We start from the raw sequence: 23752 nt of genomic DNA, 5'->3' as shown, positions 1-23752 counted from the left end.
TCAATTGGCGACGGTGCTTTCCAAACCCTCGGGCTGACCCACGACAACGAAATGCAGCCCCTCGGGGTCCAGCAGCTCCGCAGCCACTCGCTGCACATCTTCCATCGTCACCGCCTCGACCTTATCATTGCGGGTGGCAATGTAGTCGATGGGCAGGCCCAGCATCTGCATACCAACCATGATGCGCGCAATCGGCCCGTTGCCGTTAAAGCGCAAGGGATAAGCACCGGTGACATACAGCTTGGCTGCCTCCAGCTCTTCTTCCGTCACACCATCTGCCGCAGCACGCGCCCATTCGTCACGGATCACGGACACGGCCTCGGCAACCGTCTCGTTCGACGACGCCACTTGCCCCTGAATGGTCGCCGCATGATCCTGCGGCACAAGGAAAGAGTAGACGCCGTAAGTCAGGCCACGCCTTTGGCGCACCTCAGTCATCAAACGGCTCTCGAACCCACCCGCACCAAGCACCTGGTTCAGCACACGCGCGGCAAAGAAATCAGGATGGTCCTGATCAATCCCCGGCTGCCCGAAGATGGCAACCGATTGCGGCGTGTCAAAGGGCACGACAGTCGTGCCGCCTTGGATCAGAATCTCCGCCGGACCAGGCTGCGGTGCGCCCTCTTCCGGCAGAGCACCCAACAGGTCATCCAGCAATGGCCCCAGCTCCTCCGGCGTGATGTCACCCACCGCACCGACATAAAGCCGATCCTTGGCAAACACCGCTGCATGCGCATCCAGCATGTCCTCGCGGGTCAACGCCTCCACACTCTCAATCGTACCGCGGTAGTTCGAGCCATAAGGATGATCACCATAGGCCATCTTGTCGAAGGCCGCGCGCGCAATCTCGTCCGGGTCGGTGCTATCTGCCCGCAAACCTGTCAGAACCTGCGCCCGCACACGGTCCAGCGCCTCCTGTTCAAAGGTCGGCTCAAGGATCGAGGTGCGCAGCAACTCCACGGCCTTATCGCGGTTTTCCGTCAAAAAACGGGCCGAAACGGCCAGTGAATCGTCACCCACGTCGTAATCAAAGGACGCCGCCAGCGCCTCCAACTCACGGGCAAAGGCGCGGGCATCCAGATCGGCGGCCCCTTCCTCCAGCAAGCCGGTCATCAGATTGGTGGCACCGCGCTTGCCCGGCGCATCCAGCGACGCGCCGCCACGGAAACGCAACTCCAGCGCCATGAAGGGGATGGATGGCTCCTGCACCAGCCAAGCGGTAATGCCACCGGGGCTGGTGACTTCAGTGATCTCAACATCGGCGCGCGCGGGCAAACTGACGAAAAGAGCTATGGTCAGGGCTGCAAACAAGCGGATCATCAGTTCACCTCCTCGGTCAGCGGGCGGGTCAGCCAGCCGGTCACGGATGCGTTGCGGTTCAAAACCATGCGGGCCGCCTCCATAATGTCTTCTTCGGTCACAGCCTGCAGGATGTCAGGCCACGCCTGTACATCCTCAACCGTCAACCCAACCGACAGGGCCGCGCCGTACCTGCGGGCAATCCCGTCCACATTGTCTCGCTCATAGATCTGGCTGGCCCGAAGCTGATACTTGATGCGCTCAAGCTGCTCAGAATCAACACCGTCCTGCAGGAACTGCGCCAGCGTCGCGTCCATTGCGTCCTCGGCCTCCTGCAAGCTCAGACCGGGCACCGGCACGATCACCACGTCAAATGTCGCGTCATCCAAGGATGTCCCGCGATAAAACGCACCCGAGAATACGGCCTTCTGCTGCTCGAATTGCAGCTTTTCGGTCATGTAGCTGGTCTGCCCACCGCCCAACACCTCGGCCAACAATGTCAGGGCCGCTGCCATCTCCTGATCGCCCGGATCACGCTCGGGCGCGAGGTAAGAACGGGTTACATACTCCTGCGCCACGCGCGCATCGCGAAAGACAAGGCGGCGCTCCGCGTTCTGCGGCGGCTCTTCGACCCGGATCCGTTCAGCCAGATCGGGCTTGGCCGGAATAACACCGTAATACTGCTCGGCCAACGCGCGCACCTCTTCCGGTGTCACGTCGCCCGACACCACGAGGATCGCGTTGTTTGGGTGATAATGCGCGTCGTAGTAGGCGCGCAGGTCTTCCATGCTCAGCTCTTCCATCTCGTGCCGCCAGCCGATGATCGGAATGCCGTAGCGATGGTTCAGGTACTGCGCCGCGTTCATCTGCTCGGACAGCAGCGCACGCGGGTTGCTATCGGTACGCTGATTGCGCTCTTCCAGGATGACGCCACGCTCGGTCCGCACGTTCTCGTCCGTGAAGTTGATGTTGCGCATCCGGTCCGCTTCCATGCGCATCATCAACTCAAGCCTATCGGCAGCTACACGCTGGAAATAGGCGGTGTAGTCATAGCTGGTAAAGGCATTGTCCCGCCCACCATTGGCCGCAACGACGGAAGAAAACTCCCCCTCCGCCATCGTGTCGGTCGCCTTGAACATCAGGTGTTCCAGAAAGTGCGCGACCCCGGACGCGCCCGCAGGCTCATCAGCAGACCCGGCCTTGTACCAGATCATGTGTTGCAGCACCGGCGCGCGGTGATCTTCAACCACCACGACCTGCATCCCGTTGTCGAGCGTAAAGCTGGTCACTGCCTCTTCCGCCGCCATCACGGCCAAGGGGGACACCGTCAGGACAAGACCGACAAGTGCGGCACGCAATCTGGACATGAAACAACAACCTCACGCAATTTTCGTTGCACAAGACATACGGCCACCGCAGAGCGGATCAAGCGCAACTGGCAGTTTTGTGAGCGGTGCGACGCTTAGCGGCGTCCGCGGCGCGCGTTCCTTGGCGGCGCAAGCGGCGTGGGCACACCGGCGCGCTGGAACTGGCGCGCGGTCTGAACCGGGTCGAGCGCCTGACGGCGATAGGCCTGGTTGTAAACGTCCTCGCGCACGATGCGGATCTGGGTCAGGCGGGATTGGCGCCGACGGAATTCGGCATCCGCCGCGGCCAAGGTCGCCCGAATATTGGCATCACGCCCAAACCGGCTGGCATGGTTGACCAGCGCACCGTCGCCTCCGGGAATGGGCGCGTTGGCAGAGCCCCGCTGACCACCCAAAGCGGCGACGCTGTCTTCCAGTGGGCGCTGATCCGTGCGGTTGAACCCGCCGGGCGTGGGCTGTGGTAGGGCCGAAAAGCTCTCGGGCTGCTCAAGCGGTTTTGCAGGCACGACGATAAACTCGTCCGGCCCGTCGCCCCGCGACGTGACCTGGCGCAGGCCCTGGTTCTCGCAAGCGGCAAGAAAGGTCACAGCAATCATGGCACATGCGATCAGCCGCATCGGAAGTCTCCCATTTCTCGCATGCAATATCGCAGCTTCGCCCCCGTTGTCACGCGCCCTTTTTCTGCGCGGTCCCTTCCTGCCCAAAGAAGACAAGGCCGATGGCACCCGCAAAGATAAAGATGTCAGCCACGTTGAAAACAAACGGATTGTTGATCCCGCAGCATGACATGTTCAGGAAATCGAGGACAAAGCCATACATCAACCGGTCAAACACATTGGCCAGCGCCCCACCGATCAACAAACCGGCACTGGCATAGGCCAGCCGCCCCTGCGGATGCTTCCAAACCCACCACAGCACCCCGATACAGATCACCAGCGCAACGGCAATCAAAGCCCAGACGCTGACGCCATCCCCGAACAGACCAAAGTTGATGCCCCGGTTCTCGCCATAGCGGAAATTCAGCAGCGGTGGGAACACGTCGATTGGATTGAACTGCGACACGCCCAGCACATGGATCACCCAGTATTTCAACGCCTGGTCGAGCAAAAAGGCGATAGCCGCGGAGATCCAGAGAAGTTTCATTCAGCGCTTAATGCCGGAAATGCCGCATGCCCGTAAAGACCATGGCAAGCCCCGCCTCGTCAGCGGCGGCAATCACCTCATCATCACGCATGGATCCGCCGGGTTGGATAACGGCCGTCGCCCCGGCCTCGGCCGCCGCCAGCAGGCCGTCGGCAAAGGGGAAAAACGCATCCGATGCCACAACGGACCCCTTGGCCGTCGTCTCGGACAGCCCCAAATCGGCGGCCATCCGGCCCGCCTTGGTAGCTGCGATGGTAGAGCTGTCCAACCGGCTCATCTGACCTGCACCGACACCCACGGTCGCGCCATCCTTCACGTAGATGATGGCGTTCGACTTCACATGCTTGGCCACCGTCCAGGCAAAGAGCATATCGCTCATCTCCTGCTCGGACGGCTGGCGCTTGGTCACGACCTTCAAATCCTCGCGGGTGATCCGGCCCACATCCTTGTCCTGCACCAGAAACCCGCCCGACACCTGCTTGACCGCAAGCCCAGCAGCCGACGCATCCGCCAACCCATCCGTTGTCAGCAGCCTCAGGTTCTTCTTCTCTTTAAAAATACGGACAGCACCGTCGCTGGCACCAGGCGCAATCACCACTTCGGTGAAAATCCCGGTGATCTCACGCGCCGTATCCTCGTCCAGTTCATGGTTCAGCGCGATAATCCCGCCAAAGGCCGACGTCCGGTCGCAATCAAACGCACGGGTATAAGCCTCTTTCAATGTCGCCCCCGTCGCCACACCACAGGGGTTCGCGTGCTTGATGATGGCACAGGCCGGGCCCTGACCCGCAAACTCGCTCACCAACTCGAACGCCGCATCCGTGTCATTGATGTTGTTGTAGGACAGCTCCTTGCCCTGATGCTGGGTCGCCGTCGCGACACCCGGACGGGCCGAGCCATCGGTATAGAACGCCGCAGCTTGATGCGGGTTCTCGCCATAGCGCAAGGTCTGCGCCACCTGCCCGCCAAAGGTCCGACGGCGGGGCGTGCTCTCAACTTGGGCCGCCATCCAGGTGCTGACAGCGGTGTCGTAGGCTGCAGTTCGGGCATAGGCCGTCTGCGCCAAGCGCTGACGCAGGGCATAGGTGGTCTTCCCGTCATTGGCTGACATCTCAGCCAACACCACGTCGTAGTCTTCGACATCGACAACGATGTTCACAAAGCCATGGTTCTTCGCCGCCGACCGGATCATGGCCGGGCCACCAATGTCGATATTCTCGATCACCTCGGCATATTCCGCGCCCTTGGCCACCGTTTCCTCGAACGGGTACAGGTTCACGACAACCAGATCGATGGCACCGATCCCATGCTCGTCCATCGACGCCACGTGATCGTCATTGTCACGCAACGCCAGCAGGCCGCCATGCACAACCGGGTGCAAGGTCTTGACCCGGCCATCCATCATCTCGGGAAAGCCCGTGACCTCGCTCACATCCTTCACGCTCAGCCCCGCCTCACGCAGCGTCCGCGCCGTGCCGCCCGTGCTCAGCAACTCAACCCCGTGCCCGGCCAAAGCGGTCGCAAACTCGACCAGCCCGGTCTTGTCAGAAACGGAAATCAGCGCGCGGCGGACGGGGTAGAGGTCGGTCATAGGGGCAGCAATCCTTCAGTCATAGACCTCGCCCGGCTCATCCCGATTGAGGTCGCGGATGCCCATGGCAGTTTCCTGCGCCTTGGACAAGGACCAGCGGACGCAGGTCGCGAAAGTCATGGCCCGCCCCGACAGCACGATCTGCTGGCTGGCACGCGGCTTCAGCCGCCCGGTCTCAAGGTAGACACTCGGCTCCAGCGACAGGTTTTGCGTCCCGTCATGGCGAAACACCCAAAGCTCCCCGCTCTTGAGCGCCATCGACACGGCAGAGCCGCCCATGTCCAGTTCGGCATTCACCTCCGGGTGCAGGTGAAAGCGGATGTCAAAGGGGATACCGGCCAGTTTCTTGGCGTCCATCACCTTGTCAAACAATCGTTTTTCGGCGTCTTCGAGGGCCAGCAACATATCCTCACCAGCCATACCACGGCCGTCAAAAGTCAGTTCCAACTGCCGCGCGTGGGTCAGCCCATGGGTCCGGACATAACCGTTGTGCCCGCCCTGAAAGCGCAACCCGTCGGAGGCATGATTAATCTCGATCGGCACATGGGTCGGCGCATCGATCAGCGTTTCGCGCGCCGTGGCGCGGTCCGCATCGCCCAGTCGCGCGCTGGAATAGCCATCGACCGTCAGCGCCGAATGCGACGGAGTAGCGCGGCCCGCCCGGCGCCAATCCGCGCCGAAACTCGCACCCGAACCGCAGTTCACGATCAGCGGACGGCGGCCCGAAGTCACCTCGAAGGCAAGGGTCGAGGCATGAGCGTTGTACCCCGCCTCCGGCTTCGGCGGGGTCGAGGCATCAATGATCACGCTCGTCCGCCCGGAACTCAGACGCGCATAGCCCATCGAAAGACCATCCGGCTGGCGCGTCTTCACCTCACACGCGGCAAGCGCATGATCCAGCCACCCTTCCTGCCCACGCCCTCCGCCATGAAAGCGCGCAAGACCCCCATCAGAATGACGTAAAGTGCGCAATGTCGGTGCGATGCGTTCAATGGCAGCCGTATGCGCCTCGGGCACAGGCTTCTCCGCCTCTTCCAGCGCCGCCGCCGCCCAAGTCAAAAGGGTAAACACATCCAGCAATTCTTCGGGATTGCGCGTCGGCAACCCGCCCTGCTGGTCAATCTGATCCTCGCATTCTTTGGCCAACGCCGCGACGGCAGGTGGGGCCAGCTCCTCCATCCCCTCCAACGACGCCCCTGCATAAATCAGACCGGTCAACGCCTCGAACCGGGGCAGACCGGGCGCCGCCGCATGCCAGCGCTTCGACAAAAACCGCGTTTGCTGCGCCAAACTGCGATAAAACGCATCCGATACAGGCGCCTCCTGCCCGCGCAACAAGAAAATCGCGTGGTTGATCCACCGGATCAGCCGCCGACCGGTCAGGTCGGGTGTCCAACCCGGACCACCGCCACGACCATACCGCGCAATCCACGCCCACAACCACTCCTGCGCCAGCGCGCGGGTCGACGGATCGCCAACGGCGGCCAGATCATCCAGCCAGGCAAAGCCATGGATTTCGTTCAGATACGCCCGATCCGGAGCGCTCACCTGCCAAACAGGCGTCCCCTTCGCCTCTATCAGCGCACCCGCAAACAGGTAGTTCCCCGCCACCAACTGCCGCCCCTTTGCAAAGCTGCCAATCGTTCGGGGCTCGGGTGAGGACACAAAGGCCGTCACAGCCTTGGCCTGTGTCGCGCGATGCGCGTGCCAACGGTTCAGGAACCGTGCTTTTCGTGCGGTCAAACCGCTCAGGGTGGACATGCTCTCTGCCTCGACGCGTCTACGGCGTTTTGCGCAGCACTCTAGCGGGTGCTGCGCTGCGAGTCACGCGATGTCAGCCCGGCTTGCGCAGGCAAATGACATAGAAGCCGTCCATGCCACCCTTGTCCGCCCAATGATCGGGCCGCAGGCGCAACCCGCCCTCTTCGGTGATCCAGGCAGGATCAATGCCGGGCCGGTCGAGCGCCGCACGATCCACGGTGAGCAACGTGTGCCGCTCAAGCGCCTCTTCGGCCTGCACCTCACCCTCATCCGGCAACAGCGAACAGGTGCAAAACACCATCCGCCCGCCCGGTTTCAACAGCGTCACGGCGTGATCAATCATCCGGGCCTGCAACTCGATCAGACCACCAAATTCCGACCCATCCTTGGCAAAGGGCAGATCCGGGTGCCGCCGGATCGTCCCCGTCGCGGAACAGGGCGCATCTAGCAGGATCGCATCATATTGCCCAGTGACCTCAAAGGCGTCCGACACCAGCGTCGTGGCCTCCAACTTGGTGCGGATCAGGTTCTGCTTCACCCGCTCCATCCGCCCTTCGGAAACATCAACGGCAGTCACATCCGCCCCGGTCGCCGCCAATTGCAGCGTCTTGCCACCGGGGGCAGCGCACAGGTCCAGCACCGCCTCACCAGGTTGCGCATCCAACACGCGCGCTGGCATCGCGGCTGCGGCATCCTGAACCCACCAGTCACCGGCGGTGTAGCCCGGCAATGCCGACACTTGCCCGGCATCGGCCAAACGCACGGACCCAGTTGGCAAAACCTCACCCCCGGTGGCCGCAGCCACATCTTCCGCACTCGACTTACAACTCAAATCCAGCGGTGCGCCTGCAAACTGCGCGGCCTCCATCGCCAGCACAGCCTCACCGCCCCAGGCATCCACCAAAGGCCCGCGCAGCCACTTGGGCAACCGCGGCGTTCGCAAAGCGGGCCACTGCTCCGGCCCTTTGTCCGCCACCTTGCGCAACACGGCATTGGTCAGGCCCTTCAAATGCCCGTAGCGCTTGTGCCGCGACACGATGTTCACCATCGAATTCACGACCCCATGCGCCGCTTCCCCAGCACACAGCTCCACCGTACCGACACGCAACGCATTGCGCACAGTCAGCGGCGGGTACTTCTGCAAATGCTTCTGCAAAATACGGTCGGCCCGCTCCATCCCGCGCAAAGTCTCGGTCGCCAGCCTTTGTGCACGGGCGCGATCCGCAGGCTCCAACCGGTCCAGCGCCCCCGCACCGATCAACTCAGGGAGCAACTTGCCCTCGCCAATGATCTGATCCAGCAGGTAGATCGCGCTGCGCCGCGCGGGCAGTCCCGTATCGCTCATGTCTCGTCCCGGTCGTTCCTGTCGCACCCGCTTGCCGGGGCCAAGGCCGCGCGTATATCAAGGGACATCGCCAAGAGGAACCCACGATGTCCGACGATCAGCAGCCCGAACAGCCCAAGGACCTGCCCCCCGCCGCCCAGCGCGCACTGGCCGAGGCCGAGGAACGGCGCAAGGCGGCCAAGGCCCTGGAGCTGCCGACAGAACTGGGGGGCCGCGACGGACCTGAACCCGTGCGCTTCGGCGATTGGGAGAAAAAAGGGATCGCGGTCGACTTCTAGCGCCTAGCGCAGCCGGAACATCGCACTGTCACCGGCACCCCGATCAGACGTGAACTTGATCCGACCGTCGCCCGTCGCTTCAACTTCCTGACAGTTGTAGCCCAGCGGATCGCCGCCCCAGAACAGATCACGGCAGAAATAGCCGTTCTGCCAGGACCACGTGCCCTCGACATCCCACCGGGCACCGCGTCCGGCGATCTTGCCATCAGGCGTCACGTTCAAGCGCACAAAGGGGCGCGTCAGTGTCTTGCCATTGACCAACTGCACAAATCGGCTCTGATCATCGACCTTGACCAGTTCGGCCAAAGCCGGTCCAGCAGACAAAGCCGCAGCGGCGGCAAACATCATCATACGCATAGCAGCAAACCCCTCACGCAGCGGCAAGAATACCAACATTACGAAGGACGGCGGCGTTTGGTTCACTCGAACCGGTGTTTAGGTAAACAAAGTGGCGTTTATCCGCCCAACCCCAGAACATCGAGCATATCGTACTGACCCGGCGCCTTGTCCTGCGCCCAAAGCGCGGCCTTCAGCGCCCCCTTGGCAAACAGCGCCCTGTCCGTCGCCATATGCTTGAGCGTGATCCGTTCGCCCGCCCCCGCAAAGATCACCTCATGCTCGCCCACGATGTCGCCCCCGCGAATGACGGAAAAGCCGATGTCGCCACGATTGCGCGCGCCCGTGATCCCATCCCGCGCCGCGTCACGCACCTTGGCCAGATCGACACCACGACCCTCCGCCGCGGCCTCACCCAGCATCAAAGCAGTGCCCGAGGGCGCATCGACCTTGTGATGGTGATGGGCCTCGACGACTTCGATGTCGAAATCCTCATCCAGCGCCGCTGACACCTGCTTCACCAATTGGGTTAACAGGTTGACGCCAAGGCTCATGTTTCCCGCCCGCACGATAGGGCAATGCCGCGATGCAGGCTCAAGCCGCGCAATCTGCTCGTCGCTCATACCGGTCGTGCCAATGATATGCGCAGCCCGCGCCTGTGCCGCGATACCAGACAGCGCAATCGTCGCCTCAGGCGCGGTAAAATCGATCACCGCCAGCGCCTGCGCCATCGGCTCCAGCGGGTCGTCATAAACAGACACGCCCAGCGCAACGCCACCCATGGCCTCGCCCACGTCGCGACCGATCCAGTCGTGGCCTTCACGCTCCAGCGCGCCGACCAGCCGCATCTTGTCACTCTCCAGCACCGACCTGATCAGCATCTGGCCCATCCGGCCAGACGCCCCTGCAATCACGATCCCCGGCAATTCAGACATGTCCCTCACCCCTTTTGGCGACTTCCCGCCTCCCTAGCCTGCCGCGCGCCGCTTGGCAAAGGGCAGTGGAGGGCGTAGACCGACCCTATGGCAAAGAACAAGTTTCACGACGGCCCCGGCCCCTCGCAGCGACAGCTTCGCGTGGGCGAGTTGATCCGCCGCACGCTCTCCGAGGTGCTGGCGCGCGGCGACGTGCATGACCCCGACCTCAACCGCATGTCGATCACGGTGGGCGAGGTGCGGACATCACCCGACCTCAAGGTCGCCACCGCCTATGTCCTGCCCCTCGGCGGTCAGGGACAAGAGGACGTGCTCAAGCTGCTGGCCCGCAACAAGGGCGAGCTGCGGCGCGCGGTGTCGAAGAAACTGACCCTCAAATTCGCCCCCGACCTGCGCTTCCAACTGGACGAGACATTCGACCGGATGGACGACACACGGCGCATGCTGAACCAGGACGCCGTGCGGCGGGATATCCAGGAATGATCCGAGCCGCAGCGCTCTTCTTGCTGATGTGGACGCTGCCCGCCTGGGCCGTGACCTGCGAAAACATCCGCTACGAAGACAACCGCTATACGATCTGTACCGTTGATCCGGCGACAGAAGAACTTCGGCTCTTTCTGAACGACACGGGCGGCGCGCCTTACGGACAATTCAGCGCGGTGGACGCCGCACTTGCGACCGAGGGTAAGAGCCTCGCCTTCGCCATGAACGCGGGCATGTACCACGAAGACCGCGCACCCGTCGGCCACTACGTCGAAAACGGGGAAGAGATCATGCGCGTGATCTCAAACCCCGGCCCCGGCAACTTCGGGCTGTTGCCCAACGGCATCCTCTGCCTGCGCCCGGGCCGCGCCGACGTGTTCGAAACGCTCGACTTCGTGGACCGCGCACCCAACTGCACCTTCGCCACCCAATCCGGCCCGATGCTGGTGATCGACGGCGCACTGCATCCCCGGTTCCTGCCCGACAGCACCTCCCGCTACATCCGCAACGGCGTCGGCACCTCCGCCGACGGAACCAAGGCGATCTTCGCCATCTCCAACAACGCCGTCACCTTCCACGAATTCGGCTCGCTCTTCCGCGACGCGCTGAACATGCCCAACGCCCTGTTCTTCGACGGCAACATCTCGCGCCTCTATGCCCCCGACGTGAACCGGGACGACTTCGGCTTCGCCTTGGGACCAATAATCGGCGTTGCAACACCGAAAGAGCAATAGGCACAGACCCCACGCCAGCCCATGGCCTAAGCCGATCTACGATCGTTGTTTGACGCTTGCGGGACAGAAATGACCATTTGTCAGGACTGCAGCAGGGTCTGCCGACACCACCTAACCGTCCATACCAAAAGCAAAGTCGCAAAACTGAGTGTATTGAAGCGTTGCATTGCCGTTAGATATCTCAAGCACCCCGTATTGCGGCGCCTCCCGGGCAGGCTTGAAGCTGTCCCAATCCCAGGACGGGCGCGGCGCTGGCGCTTGAAACGACAGCGCACCCAATGTCGCAAATGGAATGCCACGCATCGTCCCGCAGGTCGGTCTGTGAACATGACCCATGAACAAGTGTTTGACGTTTGGGTGACCACAAATGAGATTCAGGAAAGCGTCGCCTTCCTCCAGCATGATTTCATCCTGCTTCGGCAGACCAAGCGCGAACGCAGGATGGTGCATGAAAATATATGCGTCCTTACCGCTGTACGTGCGAAGTAGCTCATCCAGCCAATCGCGCCGCGCATCGCAGAATTGCCCAGCATGTGAGCCAACCTTGTGGGTGTCCAGACACACCACTATGCCGTCAGCGGTATGACGTGCGAATTGGATAAAGCCTGGCATTGTGTCCGCGGGCAACGCGAGGCGCAGCCGAAACCCATCCCTGTTATCGTTGTTTCCCATCATCGGATGTATGGGCAACTCCGACCGGCCAAGATACTCTGCAAGCGCAGTATAATCGCCCTCGATGTCATCCCCGACCAAATCTCCTGACAGTATGACAAAGTCCGCATCGGAGTGATGCGCATTGGCGTGCTCGATGGCAGCAGCCAAACGCGCACGCGGGTCCAGCCCAGCGATTGTTCCCTTGGTCTGGAAATGGGGGTCGGACATCCAGATGATCTTGGTCATTCCAGGCCCTTCTGTTTCGGGTCCATGCCTGTCGTTGGCTTGACGTAGGCTAGCGAAAACACAAAAGCGCTTCCAGCCTCAGATCACTGAATACAACAGCCTTGCGACAGCGGCACCAGACGATCGGGACGACGTCCAGATCTGGCGGATGCAGTCCTAGACGTTAATCACGGACCGCTGCCCTCAGCCCCCCAATTGACAAGCGCCACACCCCTGCGATACGCGGCAGCCCTCATTCACAGGGGCGAGGGCATCATGGGCCGTTCACGCAAGGGGCGCGACATTTCCGGGTGGTTGGTGGTGGACAAGCCCGCGGGCCTGACCTCGACCGCCGTCGTGAACAAGGTGCGCTGGGCGCTGCAGGCCAAGAAGGCAGGCCACGCAGGCACGCTGGACCCCGAAGCCACAGGCGTTCTGGCCGTGGCGCTGGGAGAAGCGACCAAGACCGTCCCCTACATCACCGACGCCCTCAAAGCCTACCGCTTCACCGTCCGTCTGGGGCAGGCGACCAACACCGACGACGCCGAAGGCGAAGTGATCGCCACATCCGACACTCGGCCATCCGACGCACAGATCAAAGCCGCGCTCAGCCACTTCATCGGCGACATCATGCAAGTCCCGCCCAAATTCTCGGCCGTCAAGATCGACGGCCAGCGCGCCTACAAACTCGCCCGCGATGGCGAGGATGTAGAGATTGCCGCCCGCCCCCTCTGGGTCGACGAATTGGTGCTGACAGACCGCCCCGACCCCGATCACGTGGAGTTGGAAATGGTCTGCGGCAAGGGCGGCTACGTCCGCTCCATTGCGCGGGACTTGGGCGAAGCACTGGGCTGCCATGGCCACGTGCGCGAGTTGCGCCGCATCTGGTCCGGACCTTTTGATGCCGAAGACGGCCTGACCTTCGACCAGATCGAAGAGATGGCGCACACCCCCGCATTGGACGAACACCTGCGCCCCACGGCAGACGGCCTTGCCGACCTGCCCGAACTGCGCGCCACGCCCGAGGGCGCGGCACGGCTGCGCAACGGCAATCCCGGCATGGTGATGGCGGCAGATGTCGACTACGGCACGGAATGCTGGGCCTCACTTGACGGCGTGCCGGTCGCTGTGGGCCGCTACAAGGCGGGCGAATTGCACCCCGCGCGGGTCTTCAACCTGTAACAAACGGGCGCAAAGCGCCTGACATCTACCGGAATCCCATACCTTAAATGCCGCGGATTGTTACAAATCCAGCGGTTCCAATAAGCGTTCCGTGAGGCATCTTCTCAAAAGGAACCATTCGGTCCATATCTATCCCATCACACGCTCCAAACCGTCCTCGAAAGGGAGAGATGACATGACCACCACAACCCTGCGCACCGCCGCAACCGTCCTGACCGCCGGCGCTTTCGCAACAATCGCATTCGACGTCTTCGGCCAGGCGCTCAGCCCGCTCTTCGGCTACGCCAAGCTCGCCCCCGTCGGCCTCGCCGGTGCCTCGATCAAGGCGATCTTCGGCGCCAACCCCTCCGGTGCCGCCTACCTGCTGCACGCGCTGACGGGCCTTGTCTTCTATGCCTTTGGCTACTTCGCCATCGCCCGCCCGATCCAGCGCGCCGTGCTGCCGAACCTGCACTGGTCGCTGACCGCCATCGCCTACGGCATCGCGCTCTGGGTCTTCGCCCTCTACGTCATGGCGCACCTTGTCACCGGCAACAAACCGTTCCTCGGCTTCACCGGCATCACCTGGGTCGCGCTCTGGGGGCATATCGTATACGCCCTCGTCGCCGCCGGTATCATGGAAGCCAAGGGCGCCGTCCTGAACATCCGCCGCACGCCCTTCGCCGTGCCCGCCGAATAACGCGGATCATATAAACCGATTGATGGGGCGGTCTGCGGCTGGCAGAACCGCCCCATGATCACTCGGACCCACACCAAGGGCGACGCGCCCTCGACCGCCATCTACTCCGACTGCGAACGATATCGCTACAGCCTCACACGCATCTGGGACGACAGCGGACGGCGGGTCAATTTCGTCATGCTCAACCCCTCCACCGCAACCGAAGTGCAAAACGACCCGACAGTGGAACGCTGCGAACGACGCGCGCGGACACTGGGCTACGGCAGCTTTGCGGTCACCAACATCTTCGCCTGGCGCGACACGGACCCCCGCGCGATGCGGGCCGCGGCGGACCCGATCGGCCCCGACAACGACACCGCCATAACCGAGCGCGCCACCTGGGCACATGACGTGATCGCAGCGTGGGGCACCCACGGCGAACATATGGACAGAGGGACGGCCGTAGCCACCCTTCTGCATGACACCCAGCGCCCCCTGTTCCACCTCGGACTGTCCAAGGCCGGGCATCCCAAACACCCGCTCTACCTGCCCTACACGCAGCAGCCAGAGCCCTGGGTCCAGTCCCCGACCGACACAAACTGTTAACCAGTTTGCTCAAATACCTTTGTTTCAAAGGTCTGTCTGCGGTATCTGTCCTACGGGTAATTCCGCCCTGTTGTGTGGACATGTGTCATGTTGTGGCTTGCCGGTTTGATGGGAATAGTGGCGGTGGGCGCCGTCGGTGTCATGGATATGACCGGCACAACAGATGACCAGGACGACGGCGGCGAAACCGCCGCCAAAGACGACGTAACCCAGGAAAACAACGATGCCGTAACACAAAACACGGCCCCGCCTCCCCTCAGCGCCTCCGAAACTGACAACGCATCCCCCCCTGCCGAAGACACACTCCTCCTCGGAACGGAGGAGGACGACAACCTGATCGGCTCGGATGGCAGCGATACGCTGCACGGCGAAGAGGGTGATGACACGATCAACGGCGAAGAAGGCGACGACACGCTGGAGGGTGAAAGCGGCGACGACGTCATCCGCGGCGGCACCGGCAATGACGAGATGTTTGGCCACAACGACGCGGACAGCCTCGACGGCGGTGACGGCAATGACCAGATGCACGGCGGCATGGGCAACGACAGCCTCGCCGGTGGGGCAGGCAATGACGCGCTGCACGGCGGCCTCGACGACGACACGCTCACAGGCGGCAAAGGACAGGACACGCTCTTTGGCGGCTGGGGCAATGATGTCCTGAACGGGGTCGAGGATGATCCGAACACCGAAGCGGCGGACGATACGGACGGCAAGGATTTCCTGAACGGCGGCGGCGGTGATGACATCATCATCGCTGGCCAACAGGATGTCGTCACCGCAGGCGAAGGCCAGGACACAATCGTCGCGGGCAGCTGGATCGACGGCGGTCCGGCAGCGACGATCATGGATTTCGACGCGCAGGACGACAACATCCTGCTGGTCTACGACGACGCCGAGGAAGAACCGGAAGTCTCGCTGGAAGTCGATCCCGACAACCCGGACACCATGCGCGTCATGATGAACGGTGTTGCCGTGGCAAATGTCGCAAATGGGGCGCAGATCGACATGGACAACATCGCCGTCATGCCGCTCAGCCTTGCGCAAAGCACGGGCATGGCACCGGTCTGATCCAGGCAGAACGCGATAAGCACCCCGTTGCCAAGTCCCCGAATCTCTCCTATACGCGCGCATCCCCGGTCTCTGGCCGGGCACCATGGCCCCGTGCTGGACGACATCCCGGCCGGCGGCGTCCCACTCTAACCTGAAAAGGAGACACCGATGTCGATCACTGCAGAAGACAAAGCCCGCGTGATGAAAGAATACGGCACCAAGGACGGCGACACCGGTTCGCCCGAAGTCCAGGTCGCCATCCTGTCCTCGCGCATCGCCACCCTGACCGAGCACTTCAAGACGCACAAGAAAGACAACCACGGCCGCCGCGGCCTGCTGAAAATGGTTGCCCAGCGCCGCAAGCTGCTCGACTACCTCAAGGGCAAGGACGAGGCGCGGTACACCGACCTCATCAAACGCCTGGGCCTGCGCCGCTAAGACGGCCCTCAGACCAAACAGTTTTCAAGGCCGCGCCACTCCAAGCGCGGCCTTTCTGCTTTTGCGCCTTCGGCAGCCCACCAGAACGCAAAACTGACCAAACTGCGTCCCTTGGCCCGCATGGCGAAAACCCGCCTGACCACGCCCTAAGCGCCCCAATCTCTTGAACGGCCCCCTGGAACCGCCATCTCGATGGGGCAGGCACATCCCTGTCTGCTTGGACCAAAAACCTGTCAAGAAAGGGAATTTGCGATGACTGAAGAACCCAAGTCCCCGACTGCTGAAGTACGGGCAGACACCAACCAACAAGACGTCTCGGCCTGGCTCAAAAAGCCGCTGACCATTGCCGCGCCGACATGGGCTTTCCTTGCCGCCGGTCTCGCCGCGCTGGTGCTGTTCGGCATCGCCCTGGACTAAGGGCCCAGCGGCAACGCTGCGACACGGCGGCCAACAGCTTCCCCTCTCTGAAAAAGCGGTTGGCTGCCCTTCACGCCCTTGGGTCGGCGGGTGGGCGCCTTTGCGCACCAGCGCAAACAGAGCCACCCGGTGACGGTTGGACCCGCACCTCACGCGGCCTACCATCGAAACATGCATGACCTGCCCCGCATCGCCCTCTCCGTCCGCCAACCGTCGGCATGGGCGATCATCGCGGGCCACAAACCCATCGAAAACCGCACCATAGGGTCCATCCGGGCAGGGCGCATGGGACCAGGCCGCATCGCCCTCCACGCTGCCGCCGGGCTGAAAGAGGACGAATTCCGCTACCTCTACTGGCGGCTCGAAAAACACGGCGTGCAATGCCCGCACCCGGTTGACCTGCCACGCGGCGCCATCATCGGCTCGGTCGAGGTGACGGGGATCATCACGGAAAGCGACAGCGAATGGTTCGGCGGCAAAGCCGGACTGACGCTCGCCGACCCCGAACCCTGCGACCCGATCCCGGCCCCCGGCGCGCTCGGATACTTCGAATGGTCCCCCGGCGGCACCCTCGCCCCACCCACACGCTGGATGCAGAAATGGGGCACCGCCGCGCCCGATGCGCAAACCGGCGACCTCTTCCCAGACGCGCCCATCGCCTTCGCCAAACCACCCAAGCGCCCCTGGTCCTGAGCGCGGATGCGCCGCAGCCGCAGCGCTTTCATTTGCGACCAAAGTGCTGTATGCGCGCACAATCTGAAAGCACGGCGCCCGGACCCCAGCGCCCGCAAAAAAAGATACAGGGGTCAGGGAGAATACGCCCCCTACGCAAATGGCCATCCGGCCAACTTAGGAAACACTTGATGTTCAACGAGACGAAAAAATCCATGCAGTGGGGCGAGGAAACGCTCACACTGGAAACCGGCAAGGTCGCCCGTCAAGCGGACGGGTCCGTCATTGCCACGCTGGGCGAAACCAGCGTCATGGCGAACGTGACCTTCGCCAAAGCCCCCAAACCGGGTCAGGACTTCTTCCCCCTGACCGTCCACTACCAGGAAAAATACTACGCCGCGGGCAAGATCCCCGGCGGCTTCTTCAAGCGTGAGGCCCGGCCCACCGAGAAAGAGACCCTGACCGCCCGCCTGATCGACCGTCCGATCCGGCCCCTGTTCGTCCCCGGCTTCAAGAACGAAGTGCTGGTGATGTGCACCGTGCTCAGCCACGATCTGGTCAATGACCCCGACATCGTCGCGATGATCGCGGCCTCCGCTGCCCTGACAATCTCGGGCGCGCCGTTCATGGGCCCCATCGCCGGTGCACGCGTCGGTTTCGAGGATGGCGAATACATCCTGAACCCCACCGTCGACGACATGCAGGACCTGCGCCTCAACCCCGAGCAGCGCCTCGATCTGGTTGTCGCCGGCACCAAAGACGCCGTGATGATGGTGGAATCCGAAGCTTACGAGCTGACCGAAGCCGAAATGCTGGGCGCCGTGAACTTCGCGCACGAGCAGATCCAACCGGTCATCGACCTGATCATCAGCCTTGCCGAAGAATCGGCCAAAGAGCCGTTCGACTTCCAGGCCCCCGATTACTCGGACCTCTACGAAGCGGTCAAAGCAGCCGGTGAGACACAGATGCGCGACGCCTTCGCCATCGCGGACAAGCAAGAGCGCACCAGCGCCGTGTCCGCCGCACGCGAGGCCATCATCGCCGCCCTGACCGAAGAGCAAGTGGAAGACGCCAACCTCGGCTCCGCCATGAAAAAGCTCGAAGCGTCCATCCTGCGCGGTGACGTGGTCAAAACAGGTACGCGCATCGACGGCCGTAAAACGGACGAGATTCGCGACATCGTCTGCCAGACTGGCATGCTGCCCCGGACCCACGGCTCGGCGCTCTTCACCCGTGGTGAGACGCAAGGCCTGGTCGTGACCACGCTCGGCACCGGCGACGACGAACAGTTCATCGACGCCCTGCACGGCAACTTCAAATCGAACTTCCTGCTGCACTACAACTTCCCGCCCTACTCGGTCGGCGAAGCGGGCCGCGTGGGCCCTCCCGGACGGCGTGAGATTGGTCACGGCAAACTGGCATGGCGCGCGCTGCAAGCCGTGTTGCCTGCCTCGACCGACTTCCCCTACACCATCCGTGTCGTGTCCGAGATCACCGAATCCAACGGCTCGTCCTCAATGGCGTCGGTCTGCGGTGGTTCGCTGTCCATGATGGACGCAGGCGTGCCGCTGAAATCGGCAGTGGCAGGCGTGGCCATGGGCCTGATCCTCGAAGAAGACGGCAGCTACGCCATCCTGTCCGACATCCTGGGTGACGAAGACCACCTGGGCGACATGGACTTCAAAGTGGCAGGCACCGAAAACGGCATCACCTCGCTGCAGATGGACATCAAGGTCGCAGGCATCACGCCCGAGATCATGGAGAAAGCCCTCGCACAGGCCAAAGACGGCCGGATGCACATCCTGGGCGAAATGGGCAAAGCCATCACGGGTGCTGCCGAATTCTCCGTCCACGCACCGCGCATCGAGACGATGCAAGTGCCCACCGACAAGATCCGCGAAGTGATCGGCTCGGGCGGCAAGGTCATCCGCGAAATCGTGGAAGTCTCCGGCGCCAAGGTCGACATCAACGACGACGGCATCATCAAGATTGCATCGCCCAACGGCGAAGCGATCCAGAAAGCCTACGACATGATCCACGCCATCGTGGCCGAGCCCGAAGAGGGCGCGATCTACACCGGCACCGTGGTCAAGATCGTGGACTTCGGCGCCTTCGTGAACTTCTTCGGCAAGCGCGACGGCCTGGTGCACGTGTCGCAGATCGAAAACCGCCGCCTGAACCATCCTTCGGACGTCCTGAAGGAAGGCCAAGAGGTCAAGGTCAAGCTCCTGGGCTTCGACGACCGCGGCAAGGTCCGCCTGTCGATGAAAGTCGTCGATCAGGAAACCGGCGAAGAAGTGAAGAAAGAGGAACCGGCCGCGGAGTAATCCACCGCCAGTCCTACAAAACAGGCCCCGGCAGCGATGCCGGGGCCTTCTTGTTTCAGCGGTCCGTTTGTGGTCTCACGACCCCGACCCAAGAACACCAAGGCACCCCATGCCCAGCCTCACCGACATCCAGATCGTCACCGTCGCCTACAACAGCACCGCTGTGATCGGCGACATGCTCGCCTCCGTCCCCGAAGGCGTACAGGTAGTCATCGTGGACAACGCCAGCACAGACGCGGGTGCCCTAGCCGCACTCGCCGCACAACACGGCGCCACCGTCGTGACCAATCCGGAAAACAAAGGCTTCGGCGCCGCCTGCAACATCGGTGCCGCCCATTGCGACCGCCCGTGGCTCATGTTCCTCAACCCCGACGCAAGGCTCGAACCCGGCTGCCTCGACACCCTCTGCACAGCGGCAGACGCACACCCAACGGCCTGCGCCTTCACCCCCCGCGTCCTCGACGGCAAGGGCAAACAAGCCTTCCGCCGCCGCTCCCGCCTCCTGCCCAAAACGAAACACTGGACCGGCCCGGCACCAGAGCAGGACATAGAGGTCCCCCTCCTCAACGGCGCAGCAATCTTCGTAAAAACCTCAAACTTCAACGACGTCAGCGGCTTCGACGACCGCATCTTCCTCTATCACGAGGATGACGACATCAGCCTCCGCCTCAGCGCCGCCCACGGCCCCATCCGCTTCGTCCACGACGCGGTGGTTACCCACGCCGAAGGACGCAGCACAGCCCGCACCCCCGAGACAGCAGCGTTCAAGGCCAAACACATGGCCCAATCCGCGATCTACGCGATGGAAAAACACGGACAACCCGGTGCCCGCCCCCGCATCATCGCCCACGGCCTGATGCAACTGATCTCGCCCATCAACCTCGCATCGGCCCGCAAACGGGCCAAGGCACTGGGCTTTCTCAAAGGGGCGCTCTCCAAAGGGATCACGCCCCCAAGCTAGCGCTTACTCCGGCGCCTTCGTCTTGCGCAGGTACGGCAGCACCGTCTCGAACTCGCCAAACTTCGCCTTGGCATCCTCGTTCGACACGGTTGGCGGAATGATCACATCCTCACCCGGCACCCAGTTCGCAGGCGTCGCCACCCCCTTAGCCGACATCTGCAAACCGTCCAGCGCCCGCACCACCTCGGCAAAGTTCCGGCCCACGGTCATGGGATAGGTCATTGACAGCTTCAACTGCTTATCCGGGCCAATGATGAACACCGACCGCACAGTGGCGCTATCAGCAGGCGTCCGGCCATCCGGCAGATAGGCTTCGGCAGGCAGCATGTCGAACGCCTTCGACACCGCCAGCCCATCGTCGGCAATGATCGGAAACCCAGCCTTGGCCCCGGCCACCTTCTCGATGTCGCCCTTCCACTTCTTGTGGTCCTCGACGCCGTCCACGGACACACCAATCACCTTGGTCCCACGCTTCTCCCACTCGTCGGCAAGCTGCGCCACGGCCCCAAACTCGGTCGTGCAGACAGGCGTAAAATCCTTGGGATGCGAAAACAGAATGGCCCAGCTGTCGCCAATCCACTCATGCAGCGAAAACGTGCCGTGGTCGGTTTCAACCGTCAAATCGGGAATGGTGTCGTTGATGCGCAAACCCATGATGTCCTCCATCGGGATAGTAATGTCACCGGCAACCTATTCCATCGCACGCACCATTACATCCCCCGTCTTGTGGCACGCCCGCACAGGTGCCACATTCCAACCAAACCAAGGGAGGACAAGATGCTCGAAAAACGCGATTTCTACATCAATGGCCAATGGGTCGCCCCGCAGGACGGCATCGACCACCACGTGATCGACCCCTCGACCGAGGAGCCAACCGCCGTCATCTCGCTCGGCGGCACACAGGACGCCGAAGCGGCCATCGCCGCCGCCAAGGCCGCCTTCCCATCATGGATGGCCGCCCCGGTCGAGGATCGCATCGCCCTCGTCGAAAAGCTCATCGACATCTACCAAACACGTGGCGAAGACCTCGCTCAAGCCATGTCCGCCGAAATGGGTGCGCCCCTCGAAATGGCGCGCAGCCAGCAGGTTGGCGCGGGCACATACCACCTGAAAAACTTCATCCGCGCGGCCAAGTCCTTCGACTTCATCAAACCGCTGGGCGACCACGCCCCGAATGACCGCATCATCCACGAACCCGTCGGCGTCGCGGCCCTGATCACGCCGTGGAACTGGCCGATGAATCAGGTCACGCTCAAGGTCGGTGCCGCCGCCATCGCAGGCTGCACCATGGTCCTGAAGCCATCCGAGGAATCCCCCCTCAACGCCATGATCTTTGCCGAGATGATGGACGAGGCAGGCTTCCCGCCCGGCGTTTTCAACTTGGTCAACGGCGACGGCCCCGGCGTCGGCACGGTTTTGTCGGGCCACCCCGATGTCGACATGGTCAGCTTCACCGGCTCGTCCCGCGCGGGCCGCCTCATCTCCAAAAACGCCGCCGAAACGCTTAAGCGCGTTCACCTCGAACTGGGCGGCAAGGGCGCCAATGTCATCTTCGACGACGCAGACGAAAAGGCGGTCAAACGCGGCGTCCTGCACATGATGAACAACACCGGCCAATCCTGTAACGCCCCCTCGCGCATGCTCGTCCAACGCAGCAAATACGACGCCGCGGTCGAAGAAGCCGCCGCCGTCGCAAACAAGGTCACTGTCGGCCCCGCCAGCGACGAAGGCCGCCATATCGGCCCCGTGGTCAACGAGGTCCAATGGACCAAAATCCAGGACCTCATCCAGAAAGGCATCGACGAAGGGGCGAAACTCGTCGCCGGCGGCACAGGCCGCCCCGAAGGCTTCAACAAGGGCTACTACGTCCGCCCCACGGTCTTTGCCGACGTGAACAACGACATGACCATCGCCCGCGAGGAAATCTTCGGCCCCGTCCTGTCAATCATCCCCTTCGACACAGAAGAGGACGCCATCGAGATCGCCAACGACACCCCCTACGGCCTCACCAACTACGTCCAGACGCAGGACGGCGCCCGACTGAACCGTATGGCCCAGGCGCTCCGCTCCGGCATGGTCGAAATGAACGGCACCTCCCGCGCCGCAGGCTCTCCTTTCGGCGGCATGAAACAGTCCGGCAACGGACGCGAGGGCGGCGTCTGGGGCCTCGAAGACTTCCTCGAAGTCAAAGCCGTCTCCGGCTGGGCAGCAGAATAGGTCCACCTTTTCTTCTGGCTAAAAATACCTCGGGGGGAGGCCACAGGCCGGGGGGCTGGCCCCCCTCCCACGCCCACCTCCCAAAGACAAAACGGCACAATGCCGTAGGGCGGGGTTTCACCCCGCCACACCCCCCAAAATCAACCAATTCTCAACACATCTTAACGCGGACGAAGACCTAAACGCTTCGTTAACGCGCTGACATGAAGTCCCGCGCCCAAAACACGCACTTTTCCCCGACAAACTTCGCAGTTTCGCGAAAACGCCTCGAAAACAGCGCCTTTCACACCCTCAAAAACACGCAGTTTCTGCGCGAAAGTTCGCGGTTTCACCCACCACAAACCACCGCACGCCGCATTAACCCCACCGCACGGTGCCACGAAATTCAAAACGGTGCAGCACTCCGAAACCGCATCATCTTGCCCGAGTCGGGATGCTTGATCCGCAACTCCTCCGAATGCAGCATCAACCGCTCAAAATCCCGCGCAGGGCCCTCCGCATAGAACGGATCACCCAAGATCGGATGCCCCAATTCCATCATATGGACCCGCAACTGATGGCTCCGCCCGGTCTGCGGCATCAACCGCACCCGGCTCTCGGTTTCCGTGTCCCGCAGCACGCGCCAGTCGGTCACCGCGGGCTTGCCATTCTCATGGTCCACATGCTGCTTCGGCCGGTTCGGCCAGTCCACGATCAAGGGCAAATCAACACGCCCCGTCTTGGGCGTCATCCGACCCCAAACCCTTGCCACATATGTCTTTTTCGCCGCCCGCAGCTCAAACTGCTTCGACAGAAACCGCTGCGCATGGGGCGTCAATCCAAACACCATCACCCCACTCGTGTCCCGGTCCAACCGGTGCACCAGCAGCGCCTGCGGCCACACCGCCTGCACCCGCGCAATCAGGCAATCCGATAGGTGTTCTCCCTTGCCCGGAACGCTCAACAGACCCGACGGTTTGCCCACCACCAGCACCTCCGCATCATCATGCAGAATGTCCAAAGGATCGTTCGGAGGGTCGTAGACATCATCCATCCCGCCCGCGTGACAAATGCGCAGCCCAATGACAACCCCT

At 62.5% G+C, this 23752-nt stretch carries 25 protein-coding genes; 13 read left to right on the top strand and 12 right to left on the bottom strand.

The features are described from left to right. From RA29_RS10145 to RA29_RS10115, 7 genes are all read right to left on the bottom strand, one after another. Window positions 1–1320: a pitrilysin family protein gene (locus tag RA29_RS10145; RefSeq protein WP_082029499.1), complete on the bottom strand. Its 1320-nt coding sequence runs from the start codon at window positions 1318–1320 to the stop codon at window positions 1–3. After that, window positions 1320–2666, bottom strand: coding sequence for a pitrilysin family protein (locus RA29_RS10140; RefSeq protein ID WP_039685437.1), 1347 nt, complete (start codon window positions 2664–2666; stop codon window positions 1320–1322). The genes RA29_RS10145 and RA29_RS10140 overlap by 1 nt, the downstream gene beginning before the upstream one ends. A 95-nt stretch (window positions 2667–2761) precedes the next feature. Next, window positions 2762–3283 carry a DUF3035 domain-containing protein gene (locus tag RA29_RS10135; RefSeq protein ID WP_039685434.1) on the bottom strand — a complete coding sequence of 174 codons (522 nt, stop codon included), beginning with the start codon at window positions 3281–3283 and terminating at the stop codon, window positions 2762–2764. A gap of 49 nt (window positions 3284–3332) precedes the next feature. After that, window positions 3333–3809: a signal peptidase II gene (gene lspA / locus RA29_RS10130; protein ID WP_039685433.1), complete on the bottom strand. Its 477-nt coding sequence runs from the start codon at window positions 3807–3809 to the stop codon at window positions 3333–3335. Window positions 3810–3816: 7 nt separating this feature from the next. Further along, the gene (gene purH / locus RA29_RS10125) at window positions 3817–5400 is read right to left on the bottom strand and encodes a bifunctional phosphoribosylaminoimidazolecarboxamide formyltransferase/IMP cyclohydrolase (protein WP_039685431.1); all 1584 of its coding nucleotides are present in this window, start codon (window positions 5398–5400) and stop codon (window positions 3817–3819) included. Between the two features lie 15 nt (window positions 5401–5415). Next, a complete protein-coding gene (locus RA29_RS10120) occupies window positions 5416–7161 on the bottom strand; it encodes a heparinase II/III family protein (RefSeq protein WP_039685429.1) in 1746 nt (581 codons plus the stop codon). 73 nt (window positions 7162–7234) lie between these two features. Then, entirely contained in the window at window positions 7235–8506 is a 1272-nt protein-coding gene (locus tag RA29_RS10115; RefSeq protein WP_039685426.1) for an RsmB/NOP family class I SAM-dependent RNA methyltransferase, read from the bottom strand. 86 nt (window positions 8507–8592) lie between these two features. Between RA29_RS10115 and RA29_RS10110 the strand changes: the two genes are divergently transcribed. Continuing rightward, the gene (locus RA29_RS10110; protein ID WP_039685424.1) at window positions 8593–8784 is read left to right on the top strand and encodes a DUF1674 domain-containing protein; all 192 of its coding nucleotides are present in this window, start codon (window positions 8593–8595) and stop codon (window positions 8782–8784) included. Window positions 8785–8787: 3 nt separating this feature from the next. On the opposite strand, the gene RA29_RS10105 is transcribed toward RA29_RS10110, so the two are convergent. Both RA29_RS10105 and dapB read right to left on the bottom strand, forming a co-directional pair. Then, window positions 8788–9141, bottom strand: a complete 354-nt coding sequence (locus RA29_RS10105; RefSeq protein WP_039685422.1) for a hypothetical protein — start codon at window positions 9139–9141, stop codon at window positions 8788–8790. 98 nt (window positions 9142–9239) lie between these two features. Next, a complete protein-coding gene (dapB, locus tag RA29_RS10100; protein WP_039685420.1) occupies window positions 9240–10055 on the bottom strand; it encodes a 4-hydroxy-tetrahydrodipicolinate reductase in 816 nt (271 codons plus the stop codon). An 87-nt stretch (window positions 10056–10142) separates the two neighbouring features. Here dapB and rbfA point away from each other — a divergent pair, with 87 nt between their 5' ends. Together rbfA and RA29_RS10090 are read left to right on the top strand one after the other, a co-directional pair. Then, window positions 10143–10538 (top strand): 30S ribosome-binding factor RbfA, encoded by a 396-nt coding sequence (gene rbfA / locus RA29_RS10095; protein ID WP_039685418.1) that lies wholly within the window; start codon window positions 10143–10145, stop codon window positions 10536–10538. Continuing rightward, the gene (locus RA29_RS10090) at window positions 10535–11272 is read left to right on the top strand and encodes a phosphodiester glycosidase family protein (RefSeq protein WP_039685417.1); all 738 of its coding nucleotides are present in this window, start codon (window positions 10535–10537) and stop codon (window positions 11270–11272) included. The genes rbfA and RA29_RS10090 overlap by 4 nt, the downstream gene beginning before the upstream one ends. A 111-nt stretch (window positions 11273–11383) precedes the next feature. Here the strand turns inward: RA29_RS10090 and RA29_RS10085 are convergent, their stop codons facing one another. Further along, window positions 11384–12172 carry a metallophosphoesterase gene (locus tag RA29_RS10085; protein ID WP_039685415.1) on the bottom strand — a complete coding sequence of 263 codons (789 nt, stop codon included), beginning with the start codon at window positions 12170–12172 and terminating at the stop codon, window positions 11384–11386. A 255-nt stretch (window positions 12173–12427) separates the two neighbouring features. Here RA29_RS10085 and truB point away from each other — a divergent pair, with 255 nt between their 5' ends. The 9 genes from truB to RA29_RS10045 all read left to right on the top strand — a co-directional run bounded on the left by truB (window position 12428) and on the right by RA29_RS10045 (window position 20462). Then, window positions 12428–13333, top strand: a complete 906-nt coding sequence (gene truB, locus RA29_RS10080; RefSeq protein WP_039685413.1) for a tRNA pseudouridine(55) synthase TruB — start codon at window positions 12428–12430, stop codon at window positions 13331–13333. Window positions 13334–13508: 175 nt separating this feature from the next. Next, window positions 13509–14012, top strand: coding sequence for a hypothetical protein (locus RA29_RS10075; RefSeq protein WP_039685411.1), 504 nt, complete (start codon window positions 13509–13511; stop codon window positions 14010–14012). A 54-nt stretch (window positions 14013–14066) separates the two neighbouring features. Next, a complete protein-coding gene (locus RA29_RS10070; RefSeq protein WP_039685409.1) occupies window positions 14067–14597 on the top strand; it encodes a DUF1643 domain-containing protein in 531 nt (176 codons plus the stop codon). An 87-nt stretch (window positions 14598–14684) separates the two neighbouring features. Beyond that, window positions 14685–15665 carry a calcium-binding protein gene (locus RA29_RS10065; RefSeq protein WP_039685407.1) on the top strand — a complete coding sequence of 327 codons (981 nt, stop codon included), beginning with the start codon at window positions 14685–14687 and terminating at the stop codon, window positions 15663–15665. A gap of 150 nt (window positions 15666–15815) precedes the next feature. After that, a complete protein-coding gene (gene rpsO, locus RA29_RS10060) occupies window positions 15816–16085 on the top strand; it encodes a 30S ribosomal protein S15 (protein WP_039685405.1) in 270 nt (89 codons plus the stop codon). 252 nt (window positions 16086–16337) lie between these two features. Further along, window positions 16338–16502, top strand: a complete 165-nt coding sequence (locus RA29_RS23205; RefSeq protein ID WP_193743508.1) for a hypothetical protein — start codon at window positions 16338–16340, stop codon at window positions 16500–16502. A 129-nt stretch (window positions 16503–16631) separates the two neighbouring features. Next, window positions 16632–17195 carry a hypothetical protein gene (locus RA29_RS10055; protein WP_193743507.1) on the top strand — a complete coding sequence of 188 codons (564 nt, stop codon included), beginning with the start codon at window positions 16632–16634 and terminating at the stop codon, window positions 17193–17195. 170 nt (window positions 17196–17365) lie between these two features. Then, window positions 17366–19501 carry a polyribonucleotide nucleotidyltransferase gene (gene pnp / locus RA29_RS10050; RefSeq protein WP_039685403.1) on the top strand — a complete coding sequence of 712 codons (2136 nt, stop codon included), beginning with the start codon at window positions 17366–17368 and terminating at the stop codon, window positions 19499–19501. Window positions 19502–19610: 109 nt separating this feature from the next. Next, window positions 19611–20462 carry a glycosyltransferase family 2 protein gene (locus RA29_RS10045; protein WP_039685401.1) on the top strand — a complete coding sequence of 284 codons (852 nt, stop codon included), beginning with the start codon at window positions 19611–19613 and terminating at the stop codon, window positions 20460–20462. 3 nt (window positions 20463–20465) lie between these two features. Here the strand turns inward: RA29_RS10045 and RA29_RS10040 are convergent, their stop codons facing one another. Then, entirely contained in the window at window positions 20466–21116 is a 651-nt protein-coding gene (locus RA29_RS10040) for a peroxiredoxin (RefSeq protein ID WP_039685978.1), read from the bottom strand. A 123-nt stretch (window positions 21117–21239) separates the two neighbouring features. On the opposite strand from RA29_RS10040, the gene RA29_RS10035 reads away from it, so the two are divergent. After that, complete coding sequence (locus tag RA29_RS10035; protein ID WP_039685399.1) at window positions 21240–22679, top strand: aldehyde dehydrogenase family protein; 1440 nt, start codon at window positions 21240–21242, stop codon at window positions 22677–22679. 385 nt (window positions 22680–23064) lie between these two features. On the opposite strand, the gene RA29_RS10030 is transcribed toward RA29_RS10035, so the two are convergent. Next, a complete protein-coding gene (locus RA29_RS10030) occupies window positions 23065–23712 on the bottom strand; it encodes an RluA family pseudouridine synthase (RefSeq protein ID WP_039685976.1) in 648 nt (215 codons plus the stop codon). Window positions 23713–23752 lie beyond the last annotated feature (40 nt).

The sequence above is a fragment of the Tateyamaria sp. ANG-S1 genome (assembly GCF_000814025.1).
Taxonomy (GTDB): Bacteria; Pseudomonadota; Alphaproteobacteria; order Rhodobacterales; family Rhodobacteraceae; genus Tateyamaria.
Note: the sequence above shows the minus strand (reverse complement) of the source record. Positions and strands in the feature narration are given on the sequence as shown.